General features: G+C 54.2%; 12 protein-coding genes. All 12 read left to right on the top strand.

Features of this window, described 5'->3' with window-relative positions; genetic code table 11:
* Positions 1-36 precede the first annotated feature (36 nt).
* Positions 37-723 carry a uracil-DNA glycosylase family protein gene (locus tag SD425_RS11795; protein WP_324678750.1) on the top strand — a complete coding sequence of 229 codons (687 nt, stop codon included), beginning with the start codon at positions 37-39 and terminating at the stop codon, positions 721-723.
* Positions 724-793: 70 nt separating this feature from the next.
* Positions 794-1,894 (top strand): Nif3-like dinuclear metal center hexameric protein, encoded by a 1,101-nt coding sequence (locus tag SD425_RS11790; RefSeq protein ID WP_324678748.1) that lies wholly within the window; start codon positions 794-796, stop codon positions 1,892-1,894.
* Entirely contained in the window at positions 1,884-2,633 is a 750-nt protein-coding gene (locus SD425_RS11785) for a zinc ribbon domain-containing protein (protein ID WP_324678746.1), read from the top strand. The genes SD425_RS11790 and SD425_RS11785 overlap by 11 nt, the downstream gene beginning before the upstream one ends.
* Positions 2,634-2,756: 123 nt before the next feature.
* Positions 2,757-4,250 carry a DUF3808 domain-containing protein gene (locus tag SD425_RS11780; RefSeq protein ID WP_324678744.1) on the top strand — a complete coding sequence of 498 codons (1,494 nt, stop codon included), beginning with the start codon at positions 2,757-2,759 and terminating at the stop codon, positions 4,248-4,250.
* 69 nt (positions 4,251-4,319) lie between these two features.
* On the top strand, positions 4,320-5,570 hold the full coding sequence (locus tag SD425_RS11775; protein ID WP_324678741.1) for an anthranilate synthase component I family protein: 1,251 nt from the start codon (positions 4,320-4,322) through the stop codon (positions 5,568-5,570).
* Between the two features lie 156 nt (positions 5,571-5,726).
* Positions 5,727-7,169 (top strand): tRNA (N6-isopentenyl adenosine(37)-C2)-methylthiotransferase MiaB, encoded by a 1,443-nt coding sequence (gene miaB, locus SD425_RS11770; RefSeq protein ID WP_324678739.1) that lies wholly within the window; start codon positions 5,727-5,729, stop codon positions 7,167-7,169.
* Between the two features lie 431 nt (positions 7,170-7,600).
* Entirely contained in the window at positions 7,601-8,917 is a 1,317-nt protein-coding gene (locus SD425_RS11765; RefSeq protein WP_324678737.1) for a sigma-54 dependent transcriptional regulator, read from the top strand.
* On the top strand, positions 8,898-9,434 hold the full coding sequence (locus tag SD425_RS11760; protein WP_324678734.1) for an LptE family protein: 537 nt from the start codon (positions 8,898-8,900) through the stop codon (positions 9,432-9,434). Before SD425_RS11765 ends, SD425_RS11760 begins: the two co-directional genes overlap by 20 nt.
* Positions 9,435-9,572: 138 nt before the next feature.
* The gene (locus SD425_RS11755) at positions 9,573-10,925 is read left to right on the top strand and encodes a hypothetical protein (RefSeq protein WP_324678732.1); all 1,353 of its coding nucleotides are present in this window, start codon (positions 9,573-9,575) and stop codon (positions 10,923-10,925) included.
* Positions 10,926-11,327 (top strand): preprotein translocase subunit SecG, encoded by a 402-nt coding sequence (gene secG / locus SD425_RS11750; protein WP_324678729.1) that lies wholly within the window; start codon positions 10,926-10,928, stop codon positions 11,325-11,327.
* 273 nt (positions 11,328-11,600) lie between these two features.
* Positions 11,601-11,891 carry a co-chaperone GroES gene (gene groES, locus SD425_RS11745; protein WP_086596013.1) on the top strand — a complete coding sequence of 97 codons (291 nt, stop codon included), beginning with the start codon at positions 11,601-11,603 and terminating at the stop codon, positions 11,889-11,891.
* 44 nt (positions 11,892-11,935) lie between these two features.
* Positions 11,936-13,576, top strand: a complete 1,641-nt coding sequence (gene groL, locus SD425_RS11740) for a chaperonin GroEL (protein ID WP_324678727.1) — start codon at positions 11,936-11,938, stop codon at positions 13,574-13,576.
* Positions 13,577-13,630: the final 54 nt, after the last annotated feature.

Below are 13,630 nucleotides of genomic sequence, written 5' to 3'. Positions count from 1 at the left end.
AACAGCAAACACCTCCTTTGACCTCCCTTCGCCAGCATGTCTACGTTCGCCGACCGCCTCCTGCATTTCCTCACCAGTTTTCCGCTACCAGCTGCCTTACCGGAAGAAGTGGAGGCCATTAGTCCCTACCAACAACCTACTCCCCTGGCGTTGTTCACCCAGTTTGCCCAGCGTTATTACGCCGATAACCGGCCCCGAGTGGCGTTGCTCGGCATCAACCCAGGCCGCCTAGGCAACGGCCGCACAGGTGTTGCCTTCACCGATCCGGTCGCTCTAGCTGCCTGGGGCATCGACAACGACTTACCCCGCCGTCGCGAGCCTTCAAGCGAGTTTGTGCAAGAAGTGGTGCTCGCCATGGGCGGTCCGCAGGCCTTTTACCAAGACTTTTTCCTGGGCTCCCTTTACCCGCTTGTGCTGCTACGCCACGGCCTCAACTATAATTTCTACGATTCTCCGGCCGTAACCGCCGCGCTCTGGCCCGCCATTCAGGATTCGCTGCGTCGTCAGGTAGCGGAAGTTGGTGTGGCCCGCCACGCGGCTATTTGCCTGGGTCGGCGCAATGGCAAGTACTTTACGCAGCTAAATCAGGAGCTAGGCTTGTTTGATCAGATCATTGTACTCGACCACCCACGTTACCTTATGCAGTACAAACGCCGAGCTTTGGCGGAAAACGTAGCGCGCTACGTGGAGGTGCTGGATGCCGTAAGACCTCAAGCCACCTAACTTTCGCCATCCAACGCAGGCGTAGATCACAAAAGTGTTCCTGTCTGCTTTTCCATTCTTCCCGAATAACATGACAACCGTTGCCGACCTAGCTCGCGTGCTCGAAGCCGCGGCGCCCCTCGCCTACCAAGAATCGTATGACAACGCCGGCTTGCAGTGCGGCAACCCGCGGGTGGAAGTCACTGGCGTGCTTATCAGCTTAGATTGTACGCTCGCCGTGGTGGAAGAAGCCATCCGGCGCGGCTGCAATGTGGTCGTGGCGCATCACCCGGTTGTGTTTAAGCCGCTGAAACGCCTGACCGGCGCCAACGAAGTTGAACAGACTCTCATCAAAGCCATCAAACACGACGTGGCCATCTACGCCGCGCACACCAACCTCGACAACGTAGCAGCGGGCGTCAATCGCAAGCTAGCTCAGAAGCTAGGTCTGGAGAAGCTGCGCATTCTGGAACCCAAAGGCGGCCAACTGGCAAAGCTAGCCGTGTACACTCCTCCCGAATATGCCGACCAACTCCTCGCTGCCCTCTACGCCGCTGGTGCCGGGCAGATCGGCAACTATACCGATTGTAGCTTCCGTTTCCCCGGCCACGGCACCTTTACCCCCGGTCCTGATACCAACCCCTTCCAGGGTGAGCCAGGCCAACCCGAGCACGTAGAGGAAGTACGGGTAGAAGTGCTCCTGCCCCTGCACCGCCAACGCGCCGTTCTGAGCGCCATGCGCGTCGCGCACCCTTACGAGGAAGTGGCCTATGATCTGATTCGCCTCGAAAATGAGCACCAGGAAGTCGGCTCTGGCATGATCGGCGAATTGCCTGAAGCGTTAAGCCCGAGCGAGTTTCGGGCTAGGTTGCGCCAAGCCCTGGACGTGCCCGTCGTCAAACACACGGCTTTCGACAGGCCCATCAAGAAAGTAGCCTTGTGCGGCGGTGCGGGTAGCTTTCTGACGGGCAAGGCCCGCGCTGCCAGCGCCGATGCGTACGTAACGGCCGATTTGAAATACCACGAGTTTTTCAACGCCGAAGGGCAGTTGATGCTCTGCGATGTTGGTCACTTTGAAAGTGAGCAATTTACCAGTGAGCTATTCCAAGATTTGCTTACCGCGAACTTTACCAGTAATTTTGCGGTCTTAATCGCTGAGACCCCCACAAACCCTGTCCGATATGATTTCTAATCCTTCCACGGATACCCCGGTTGCCAGTAAGCTGGAAGCCCTACTGAACCTGCAGCGCATTGATTCACAACTTGATGAAATCCGGCGCGTGCGCGGCGACCTGCCTGAAGAGGTTCGCGACCTGGAAGATGAGATTGCTGGTTACGAGGTGCGCGTTAGCAAGTTCGACGAAGAAATTGCTGGTCTGAACGATCAGATCAAGCAGCGCAAGCAAGCTGCTAAAGATGCCGAAGGCCTCATCAAGAAGTACGAAGAGCAGCAGCAGAACGTACGCAATAACCGTGAGTACGAGGCAATTGCCAAGGAAATCGAGCTGCAAAAGCTAGAGATTCAAATCTCGGAGAAGAAGATCAAGGAGGCCCAATACCAAATTGATCTGAAGAACACGGAAATAGCTGGCACCAAGCAGCGCTTGGAAGAGCGCAAGAAAGACCTAACCAACAAGAAAGGCGAGTTAGAAACCATCGTAGCGGAAAGCGAAACGGAGGAGAAAACGCTCATGGACGAGCGTGGCAAAGCCACCCAGCCCATCGAAGACCGCTTGTTGATGGCCTACACTCGTATCCGCGGCAACGTACGCAACGGCCTCGCCGTCGTGACGGTAAAGCGCGACGCTTGTGGCGGTTGCTTCAACACCGTTCCTCCTCAGCGCCAGGCTGATATTATCTCGCACAAAAAGATTATCGTGTGTGAGCACTGTGGCCGCGTACTCGCCGACGTTGACTTTAAAGCAGCCTAGGTTTCACGCTACTAGCGCTTGTAACAAAAAAGGAACGGCCTTGGTCGTTCCTTTTTTATTGAGCTTATGGAGTTTCCCGCAGAGGTGCCCCGAGTATTTCGTAGAAGAACGCAAAGGGCACTCGTGCTCGTCTTAATTACGACCTTTGCGCACCTCTGTGAAACCCTCGGCGCACCTCTGCGGGAACCCTTGCAAGCGCCGTTAGTTGAACCGCCTGCAAACGGTCAACTCCTGCCCGAAGCACGCCGAGCCTACGCGGAAGTACTAAAACTACGCCCCGAACCGGCCCGCACCATTCTCCGCGCCGCGCCGCCCACAGCCGCCAGCACCTTACTCGTAGCCGATTGCGCCGACTTCACGGAGCTGATGATCAGCCAAGAGGCGGCAGGCTATGCAAAAGCTGTGGAAGCGCAGGATCGTCGGCTCGAGCAGCTAGCTCACTCCAATGAACAAGGCCCGCTGCCTCGTTATGCAGCCGCGGAAATTCGGCTCCACCAAGCGGCCAGCCAAGTGACGTTTGGCCATGAAGTACAGGGCGCGTGGAACTTACGCCAAGCCTATTTGCAGATGCAAGCCGTGGTGCAGCGCTACCCCAACTTTCTGCCGGCGCGGAAAACGCTGGGTTTGTGTCAGTTTTTTATCGGCGCACTTCCGCCAGGCTACCGTTGGTTTCTGAAACTGCTGGGTTTAACTGGTAGCACCGATGCTGGCCTACAGAACCTAGGTCTGGCCGCGCAACGCCCCAACGATTTTCAACCGGAAGCGCAGATTCTGTTGGCTCTTATCCAGGAGTCATATTATAAACGGCCGGAGGAAGCTACGCAGTTACTCACACGCTTGGCAGCGCAGCAGCCTACCAATCTGCTCTACACCTACTTAGCTATCAGCCTGCACAAGCGCCAGCACCAGACGGAGCAGGCGTTAGCGGCTTACCGTGCTCGACCAGCAGGTACTAGCTACCTGCTACTTCCCTACCTGCACCACATGGCTGCCGATTTGCTGCTTTACCAAGGCAAATATGCCGCTGCTGAACGTGCCAACCAGGTATTTTTGGAACAATACCACGGTCAGCACTACCGCAAGGACGCGGCCTTTAAGCTCTACCTAGCGGCTTGGCTAGGTGGCAACACCTCTGCCGCTGACCGTTACCGCCAGCAGATCAATGCCACCGGTCGTACCGTGGTAGAGGAGGACGCGTACGCACAGCGCTTCTACGATGACGAATTACCCTTGAACCGCGTACTGACCCGTGCCCGCCTGCAAATCGATGGTGGCTACTACCGAGAAGCGTTGGCAACACTGCGGATCTTCTCTCCCGTAAACGCCACGCCGTTGCGCGACCAGCTAGAATGGCCCTATCGCCGCGCCCGCGCTTATCATGGCCTAGGTCTCTTAGATTCGGCTCGCCTGTTTTACACCCGCACTATTGCGTTGGCGGGGCAGGCACCCTACTACTTCGCCCCGCAAGCTGCGTTGCAAATGGGCTATCTTTGTCAGGTCAATGGTGAACTACATCTAGCGCGTGTGTACTTCCAAAAGGTGCTCGACTCGCCCAAGCACGAATACAAAAACAGCACCGACACCAAAGCTAAAATTGCGTTAGCCAGCTTGAAGTGACACCTTAGCTAAACCTAGCCTTTCGCCTATAAATCTGCTTCTTTGGCAGCTACAGTTTCTCTTCAATCTTTGGCCATTTCGCCCGCCGAATTTCGGGAGCGGGCACTGCACTGGGCGGCACAATTTCGTTATTGTGCTTACTATGAGCCCAGTGGGCTAGCCTATCCGCATGAGTCATTCGAGCAGTTGCTGGCGGTCAGGCAAACGGAGACGGTAGCACCTAGGTCATTAGAGGAGCTGCGCACGTGGTTGCAACACCCGACAACAGCCCCGCGCTGCGGTTTTCTTACGTACGACCTGAAGAACGAGGTTGAAGCACTCAGTAGCAGTCATTTTGATGGCATAGGTTTTCCGGCTCTTCATTTTTTTGAGCCTGAGATCTGGCTCTACTGGCACGGAACAGAAGTAGAAATTCACGGTCCACCAACCGTTTTAGACGAAATCCTGACTTGCGTTCCCACCGAAATCAGCCAACCCAGCATTCAAGGCATACAAGCACGTTTGCCAAAACACGAGTACCTCGCAGCCGTAGCCAGCATTCGCGAGGATATTTTAGATGGCGAAGTATACGAGCTCAATCTATGTCAGGAATTCTACGCTGAGCATGTAGCCCTGGAGCCCGTGGACACCTTCTTGCGGCTCAACCGAATCTCGCCCACACCGTTCGCCGGCTTTTACAAGTGGCAAGATCGTTATCTGCTCTGCGCTTCGCCCGAGCGTTTCTTACGCCAGGATGGCGATACTCTTCTTTCCCAGCCTATTAAGGGCACTATTCGACGCGGTGACACGCCAGCGCAAGACGAGCAGTTGCGCCAGCAGCTCTTGCATGATGAGAAGGAGCGCGCCGAAAACCTGATGATCGTGGACTTGGTTCGCAACGACCTCGCGCGCGTGGCCCGCACCGGCTCCGTGCAGGTGCCCGAACTCTTCGGACTCTACAGCTTCCGCCACGTTTGGCAGATGATTTCGACCGTGCAAGCGCGTCGTCACCCAGCTCATGATTTCGTTGATCTGTTGCGTGCCACCTTCCCCATGGGTTCTATGACGGGAGCTCCTAAGATACGGGCCATGCAGCTCATAGAGCAGTACGAACGCACTAGGCGCGGACTCTACAGCGGCAGCCTAGGTTACATTTGGCCCAATGGAGACTTCGATTTCAACGTCGTTATTCGCTCTTTGCAGTATAATAAAGTCAACGGCTACCTTAGCTTCCAAGTAGGCAGCGCCATCACCTATGACTCGGTGCCGGAGCACGAGTATGAGGAGTGTTTGCTGAAAGCCAAAGCGTTACTGGCAGTGCTCGGCACCAATATCCCGTAGAAACGCGCCTAGGTGCGCTTGGTGTTGATGTACGCCATGCTACATCAGCCGAAGAATCCATCACGGCGTACTCCTACAGCATAATTACGTTTCTGCCATTCTGTCATTTTTCGGGGTAAAGACGTACCTTTGCCGTCCTTCTGTGTTTGAATGATTATGTCGCAGCCACTCATCACCCTAGATTTTCTTGATTCATCGACTGCACCCACGGCCGAAGCCCACCAGCCGGCCGAGGCCGTCCGCGTGAGTCCCGGCACCCGTACGGGCCGGCAGCGCAAGCTCTATATTGAGAGCTATGGCTGTCAGATGAATTTCTCCGATTCTGAAATTGTCTCCTCTATTCTCTTTGAGGAGGGCTTTGATACCACTGAACAGCTCGCTGACGCTGACCTTGTACTGCTCAACACCTGCTCCATCCGCGAGAAGGCTGAGCAAACGGTGCGCATGCGCCTGAAACAAATCAATGGTCATAAGAAGCAGCATCCTGGTCTACTGGTTGGCGTGCTAGGTTGTATGGCTGAACGCTTGAAAACCAAATTTTTAGAGGAAGAAAAGATTGTTGACCTCGTGGTAGGCCCCGATGCTTACCGCGACCTGCCGCGCCTTATCAGCGAGGTAGATGGCGGCCAGAAAGCGGTAAACGTGCTGCTCTCGCGCGAGGAAACCTACGCCGACATCACACCTGTGCGCCTGAACTCCAATGGTGTATCAGCTTTTGTGAGCATCATGCGCGGTTGCGACAACATGTGTTCCTTCTGCGTGGTACCGTTCACCCGTGGCCGTGAGCGCAGCCGCGACGCGTACAGCATCGTGCGCGAGTGCCAGGACTTAGTAGCTGCTGGCTATAAAGAAGTTACTCTGCTAGGTCAGAATGTAGACAGCTACAAATGGGCTTCCGAAGATGGCACTGAACATGTCAACTTTGCGCAGCTGCTGGAGCGCGTGGCGCTGGTAAGCCCTGCGTTGCGGGTGCGCTTCTCGACCTCCCATCCTAAGGACATCACCGATGAGGTGCTGCATACAATGGCACGTCATGAGAACATCTGCAAGTACATCCACCTGCCCGCCCAGAGCGGCAACTCGCGGGTTCTCAAATTGATGAACCGCACCTACGACCGGCCTTGGTACGAGGAGCGTGTGCGCGCTATCCGCCGCATCTTGGGCGAGGATTGCGCTATTAGCACCGACATGATTTCGGGCTTCTGCTCCGAAACCGAGGAAGAACACCAAGACAGTCTCAGCCTGCTCGACTTCGCGCAGTATGACATGGGCTACAACTTCTTCTACTCGGAGCGTCCGGGCACACTAGCCGCCCGTAAGCTAGCGGACGATATTCCGTTAGAAGTGAAAAAGCGCCGCTTGCAGGAAATCATCGACCGCCAGCAGTTACATGCCCGCGCCCGCTACGCTCGCATGGTAGGCCGGGTGCATCAGGTGCTGGTAGAAGGCACCTCGAAGCGCAGCCAGGAACATCTGAGTGGCCGCAACAGCCAAAACCAGGTAGTTATTTTCCCGAGAGGCAATTTCCAGAAGGGAGACTACGTCAACGTGCTGGCTACCAGCACGACGGGCGCGGCCTTGCTAGGAGAAGCTGTTTAGTTCGTTTGTGCAGCGCCCTTCCGCATGGAAGAAGCACAATTGATTCTTGAACGGTGGAATACACCCTGTTCAGATGTTGGCCTGTTACATGACCTTCGGTTATTCTACCAGGTCAAACAATGGACTCTGACTTACAGTGTGTGCTCGAAAGACCTTATTTATGATTTTCACTTTGAACGCTTCGGACCTTATCAGGTAGCTGCTGAAGAGTACTTGTTGAAATACTGGGAGATAATATCTCAACAACGACCAGCTCTTAGCAATACATTCATAGTCAAAAACTCGCATTGGCATTCTGTGCTTTTAGAAGCCTATCTGCCAAACGCTGAGCACTATGTTATTGCAACTGATAATTCCTGTTTAGAAATACTTACAGACAGGCTTCCTAGCATAACTGTAAGGAATCTAACAGACTTTTAACACGACCAGATTTGACACCTTCCGAAATACAAAGCATCAAACAGCGCTTCGGCATCATTGGCAACGCGCCTTCGCTGAACTACGCCATTCAGGTGGCCGCGCAGGTTGCGCCCACCGATATGACGGTGCTGATTACGGGGGAAAGTGGCTCGGGCAAAGAGTCATTTTCCAAAATCATCCATGCCCTCTCGCCCCGCAAGCACGGACAATTTATTGCCATCAACTGTGGCGCTATACCAGAGGGAACCATTGATTCAGAGCTTTTTGGTCACGAGAAAGGCTCTTTTACGGGTGCGAATGAAGCTCGCAAGGGCTATTTTGAAGTAACAAACGGCGGCACCATCTTCCTCGACGAGATTGGGGAAATGCCCCTAGGTACGCAGGCGCGCCTGCTACGCGTACTAGAGAATGGTGAGTTCATCCGAGTTGGTTCTTCCAAAATCCAGAAGACCGACGTGCGCGTAGTAGCGGCTACCAATGTGAATCTGCTGGATGCTGTGCGCGAGGGTCGGTTTCGGGAGGACCTGTATTACCGCCTGAACACAGTGCCGATTACAGTTCCACCATTACGTGAACGTGGGGATGATATCTACTTATTATTCCGCAAGTTCGCTACGGATTTTGCTGAGCGCTACCACGTCAAGCCCATCAGCTTACCCCCCGACGCAGTAGTAGAATTGCAGCGTTTTCGCTTCCCCGGCAATATCCGGCAGTTAAAGAATATTGCCGAGCAGATGTCGGTCTTGGAAACGGAACGAGAGGTAGACGCCAACCGTCTACGCCAGTACTTGCCTGCCCAGCAAAGTAGCAGTTTGCCTATGTTGCTAGGTTCCGGTAGCACGGGCGATGGGGCGGGTAATAGTGCTTACTCGGAGCGTGACTTGCTCTACAAGGTGCTGTTCGACATGCGCCGCGACATGACCGATCTGAAGAAGCTTGTCCTTGACCTAGCTGCTGGGCAACGTCCGGCGGAAGCGCAGGAACTATTGCGGCAGAACAGCCATTTGTTCACGAACCTCAACGTAGCGCCTTACGATGGCAATCCTCGGCTGAATCGGCCGGCTGCACCGGATACGTCATCTGAATACTTTATTCCGGACCTAGCCGTTGATGAAGCGGCCGACTTTGAGGACGAAGCCCAACGGGTGGAAGACATTCCGCACGAGACCGAAGAGGAAACGTTGTCGCTCGAAGCCAAGGAAAAGGAAATGATTATGAAGGCGCTCAAGAAACACCACAACAAGCGCAAGTACGCCGCCCACGACCTAGGTATTTCCGAGCGCACGCTCTACCGTAAACTAAAGCAGTATGACCTGGAACAATTGTAGTCAGCGCCTTATCGGTTGGCTATGCGTAATGCTGCTGCCGATACTAGGTGGCTGCAAAATCTATTCATTTTCGGGGACCAATATTGACCCTACGGTCAAAACCATCTCCATTCAGACGTTTCAGAACAACGCCAACAATGGCCCTTCTGCCCTGGCGCAGAACTTCACGGAAAACTTCAAAGACTATTTCCAGCGCAATACCACGCTAAAATTGTTGCCACGTGATGGTGACTTACAGTTTGAAGGACAGATAGTTGCTTACGATTTTGCACCGGCGGCCATTACTCGGGAAGGCAACGTAGACCAAGCTGGCGTGAACCGCCTAACGGTGCAGGTACGTGTGCGTTTCACTAACGCCCGCGACCCGAAGCAGGACTTCGAGCAAACTTTCCAAAGCAATGCCGACTTCCCAGCTAGCCGTGACATTGCCAGCATCAACAGCGACCCCACCGCTACCCGCGACGTGTTGCGCAACATTATCACCGACGTGTTCAACAAGTCGGTAGCCAACTGGTAATGAAAGCCAGAAGTGTTGAGTTTTGAGGTTAAGTTTTGACTTTTGCCCACAAGTTGCCTCAACACCAGAGCTTACCTCACGGTAAGGCAACCAGCGGATCTACCAACACTCAACACTTACCCTTCAGTCTTATTTACTATGACCCGTGCGTCGCTGCTACATGTTCTGGACCATCTAAGCGAGATTTCCGACGCTAAAGTCCGGGAGCTAGAGCAGCTCGCCACTACTTTCCCTTACTGCCAGACCGCTCACTTACTATTAGCGAAAGCCGCTCACGATCGAGGCAGTATGTTAGCGAGCCAACGCTTACGGCGAGCCGCTACCTATGCCACTGACCGGCAGCTTCTGCGGCAGCTCATTGAGTTTACAGCACCTATCCCGGCACTAGCTGCACCGCAAGTAGACAATACGGCACTACCAGCAAGCGAAATAGTCGTGCTTGCCGCATCAGCAGAGCCTACGGCTACTACCCAAGCGCTAGCTCCCGAACCGTTCGCTATCGATGCTCTTGCACCAGCCCCTGAAGCAGATTTCATCGAAGCCGCAGTTGAGTTAGATTCTGAAACTGAGGTAGCAATTGACGAAAACACAGCTGTAGTCACTACAGCCCTTGCAGTTGAAGAAGCAACTTCGTCAGGAGTAGAAGAACCTGTAAACGTGCTTCTGGAGACTACCAGCGAAGAACTTACCACTTCCGCCGTTGCCGCGCCTCCTGAATCAACGGACCACTTGGAAATAGCTCTAACAGAGCAGCCAACGGGTTCTTCGGAGACAACCAAAGAAGTGCCTTCTATTTCGAAGGAAGCTGGAGCAGAGATTGAAGAACCAATGGCAGTAGAAGTTGAACAAGCTGAGTCACCCGTCCAATCAGCGGAGGAGTTGTTACCTGCCATTGCGCCGCCTATCCGGCCGCCACTCGAAGCCGGCTCTTCGCAATTTGAGTTTGGCTTAATGGAGTCAACGCCTCCTATTGCTCCTGTATACGAACTGTTAGAAGCGGAGGAGCTTGATACAGTTGATGCTGAGGACACAACTGTCACAGCACCCGTTTTCTACGGGGTTGCCGATGTGGGTTATAGCTTAGGTGTAGGCAGCCGCATGGGGTATTGCTTGCAAAGCCCAGACGAACTAACGCGAAGCTTACCTACTGGCAGCTTCGAACCTGATGCGCTGATCCTAGCGCATTTAGCAGCACAGCTACCCGCGGCACCGACTCGCACCTCTATTGATATAATCTCTCAGTTTTTGCGCAACAAGCCGCGGCTGAAGACGCCGGTACCTACGCCGCCAGCTGCTAACGAGCAGGCCGATTTGTCTGTAAAAAGCACGCGCGCCGAGCCGGAGTTAGCATCGGAGAGCTTGGCCCTCATCATGGTGCGGCAAGGCAAAAACGACCGCGCTATAGAAATATATGAACGGCTTATGGTGCGCCAGCCGGAAAAAATGGCGTATTTTGCAGACCAAATTCAAAAACTGAAACTTTCGGAGTAGATGTACATTGCTATCATCACCTTGATTATTCTTGTTTGTGTGTTGTTGGGCCTGATTGTATTGGCTCAAAACCCAAAGGGCGGTGGCCTGTCGAGCCAGTTTGGCGCGGGCGGTGCTGCTAACCTGATGGGCGTGAAGCGCACCGGCGACCTATTAGAGAAGCTTACCTGGGGTTTTGCTATTGGCTTGATCATCCTGTCGTTGGGCACGCACGTGTTGCAAGGATCTGCCACGGCTGGTGCACCGGCTCGTAGCGTAAACCAGCAGCGTGCCTTAGAGACACGCATCCCAACGGGTCCGGCTGCCCCTGCTGCTCCGGCACCAGGCCAGCCTGCTCAGCCGCGCACGGATACACCTCCGGCACCCGCTACTACCACGCCTACTACGCCACCGGCACAGTAGAGCCCATAATTTTATACCCGACTTCCGCAGACCGGTGCCTCTTCTGAGTAGGAGGCACCGGTTTTTTTTGTGCAGATTTGCCGGCCCTTAGCCCCGCCTTTGTCAGAGTGCTACTGACATGTTTGGCAGCTTCTACTGGACCTAGCTGTCGTGTATAGCGTCAGTCGCGTCCATTCTGTCAGGTTTGCCGGGATGGCACAAGAAGTGTGCATTGGCGGGCACGGGTTTAGTTCCCACAATATCGTTTAACTCCTTTCAACCAAAACGTACAATATGGCACTTAGCATTAAACCGCTGGCCGACCGCATCATCATTGCGCCAGCTGCCGCCGAGGAAAAAACCAAATCGGGTATCATCATCCCCGACACGGCTAAAGAAAAGCCCCAGCGCGGCGAAGTGGTAGCCGTAGGCGAAGGCAAAGTAGCCGACAACGGCACAGCTATTAAGCCTCAGGTGAGCGTTGGTGACCAAGTGCTGTATGGCAAATATGCCGGTACTGAAATCACCGTTGATGGCCAAGACTACCTCATTATGAAGGAGTCGGACATCTTTGCCGTACTGTAGTAGCTTCCCCTCCCCCTTATCTGCTCTAAACCTCTTTAAATAAGATGGCTAAAAACATCCAATTCGACACCGACGGCCGCGACAAGCTGAAGCGCGGCGTAGACAAACTGGCGAATGCCGTGAAAGTAACCCTAGGTCCAAAAGGCCGCAACGTGGTTATTGACAAGAAATTTGGTGCTCCCACGATTACGAAAGACGGTGTAACCGTTGCGAAAGAAATCGAACTATCTGACCCCGTTGAAAACATGGGTGCTCAGCTAGTGAAGGAAGTTGCTTCCAAAACGGCTGACCAAGCTGGTGACGGTACTACTACCGCTACCGTACTAGCTCAGGCTATCTACACCGCTGGCTCGAAGAACGTAGCCGCTGGTGCTAACCCCATGGACCTGAAGCGTGGCATCGATAAGGCAGTACTAGCTGTCGTTGCTAACCTGAAGGCTCAGTCAAAGAAGATCGAAAACTCTTCGGAAATCGCCCAAGTAGGTACCATTTCGGCTAACAACGACGCTGAAATTGGTAAGATGATTGCCGATGCCATGGATAAAGTTGGCAAAGAAGGCGTTATCACCGTTGAAGAAGCACGCGGCACTGAAACCGAAGTAAAAACGGTGGAAGGCATGCAGTTCGACCGTGGCTACCTCTCTCCCTACTTCGTAACGAATCCGGAGAAGATGGAAGCGGAGTTCGAAAACCCCTTCGTTCTGATCTACGACAAAAAAGTAAGCACCATGAAAGAGCTGCTGCCCGTATTGGAGCAAGTAGTTCAGACTGGCAAGCCGCTGGTTATCATCTCGGAAGATGTTGATGGCGAGGCTCTTGCTACACTCGTAGTAAACAAACTACGTGGTTCGCTGAAGATTGCCGCTGTAAAAGCTCCTGGCTTCGGCGACCGTCGTAAGGCGATGCTGGAAGATATTGCTGTGTTGACGGGCGGTACCGTGATTTCGGAAGAGCGCGGCTACAAGCTTGACAGCGCTACCCTTGAGTACCTAGGCCAAGCCGAAAAAATCATCATCGACAAAGACAATACGACGATTGTCAATGGCCGCGGTGATAAAGAAGGCATTACGGCTCGCGTAAACGAGATCAAAGCCCAAATCGGCACGACTACTTCTGACTACGACAAGGAGAAGCTGCAAGAGCGCCTGGCCAAGTTGTCGGGTGGTGTAGCTATCCTCTACATCGGTGCTAGCACGGAAGTAGAAATGAAAGAGAAGAAAGACCGCGTTGACGACGCCCTACACGCTACTCGCGCCGCCGTTGAGGAAGGTGTAGTACCTGGTGGTGGTGTTGCGCTGGTGCGCGCCCTCGACTCGCTGGAAGCCGTTGACACGATCAACAGCGACGAGCGCACGGGTGTAAACATCATCCGCACGGCGCTGGAAGCTCCCCTGCGTACCATCGTAGCTAACGCTGGTGGCGAAGGCTCGGTAGTCGTACAGAAAGTTCGCGAAGGCAAAGGTGATTACGGTTACAACGCCCGCGAGGACCGTTACGAAAACCTAGTAGCTGCTGGTATCCTCGACCCAACCAAAGTAACGCGCTTGGCGCTGGAGAATGCTGCTAGCATCGCTGGCCTGCTCCTAACCACGGAAGCTGTTATTTCGGACGAGCCGGAAGATGAGAAAGCTCCTGCTGGTGGCGGTATGCCTGGCGGCATGGGCGGCATGGGCGGCATGATGTAAGATCAGCCGCGTAGCTAGCCTAGCTGCGACAAAAGAAAAGCCCCGAGGACCTAG

It is taken from the genome of Hymenobacter sp. GOD-10R (genome assembly GCF_035609205.1).
Lineage (GTDB): Bacteria > Bacteroidota > Bacteroidia > Cytophagales > Hymenobacteraceae > Hymenobacter.
The sequence above is the reverse complement of the archived record's forward strand: the minus strand, read 5'-3'. Positions and strand labels throughout refer to the sequence as shown.